The 237-nt window shown below is 42.2% G+C and carries 2 pseudogenes; both read left to right on the top strand.

Annotated features, from left to right (window positions below):
• Positions 1 to 91, top strand: a pseudogene (locus tag NR177_RS23835) (tail fiber protein); the annotation flags it as partial.
• A pseudogene (locus tag NR177_RS23830) lies at positions 91 to 237 on the top strand (tail fiber assembly protein); the annotation flags it as partial. The pseudogenes NR177_RS23835 and NR177_RS23830, both read left to right, overlap by 1 nt.

Here is a 237-nt window from a genome sequence, read left to right as displayed (position 1 = left end):
ACATGGACACACCATCACCGTTAACGCTGCTGGTAACGCGGAAAACACCGTCAAAAACATCGCATTTAACTATATTGTGAGGCTTGCATAATTGCATTCAGAATGAGTGAACAACCACGGACCATAAAAATTTATAATCTGCTGGCCGGAACTAATGAATTTATTGTTGAAGGTGATGCATATATTCCGCCTCATACAGGTCTGCCATCAAACAGTACCGATATTGCACCGCCAGAT

It is taken from the genome of Pantoea sp. Fr+CA_20 (genome assembly GCF_024520835.1).
GTDB classification, from domain to species: domain Bacteria; phylum Pseudomonadota; class Gammaproteobacteria; order Enterobacterales; family Enterobacteriaceae; genus Pantoea; species Pantoea allii.
This window is presented reverse-complemented; position numbering and strand designations above follow the sequence as displayed.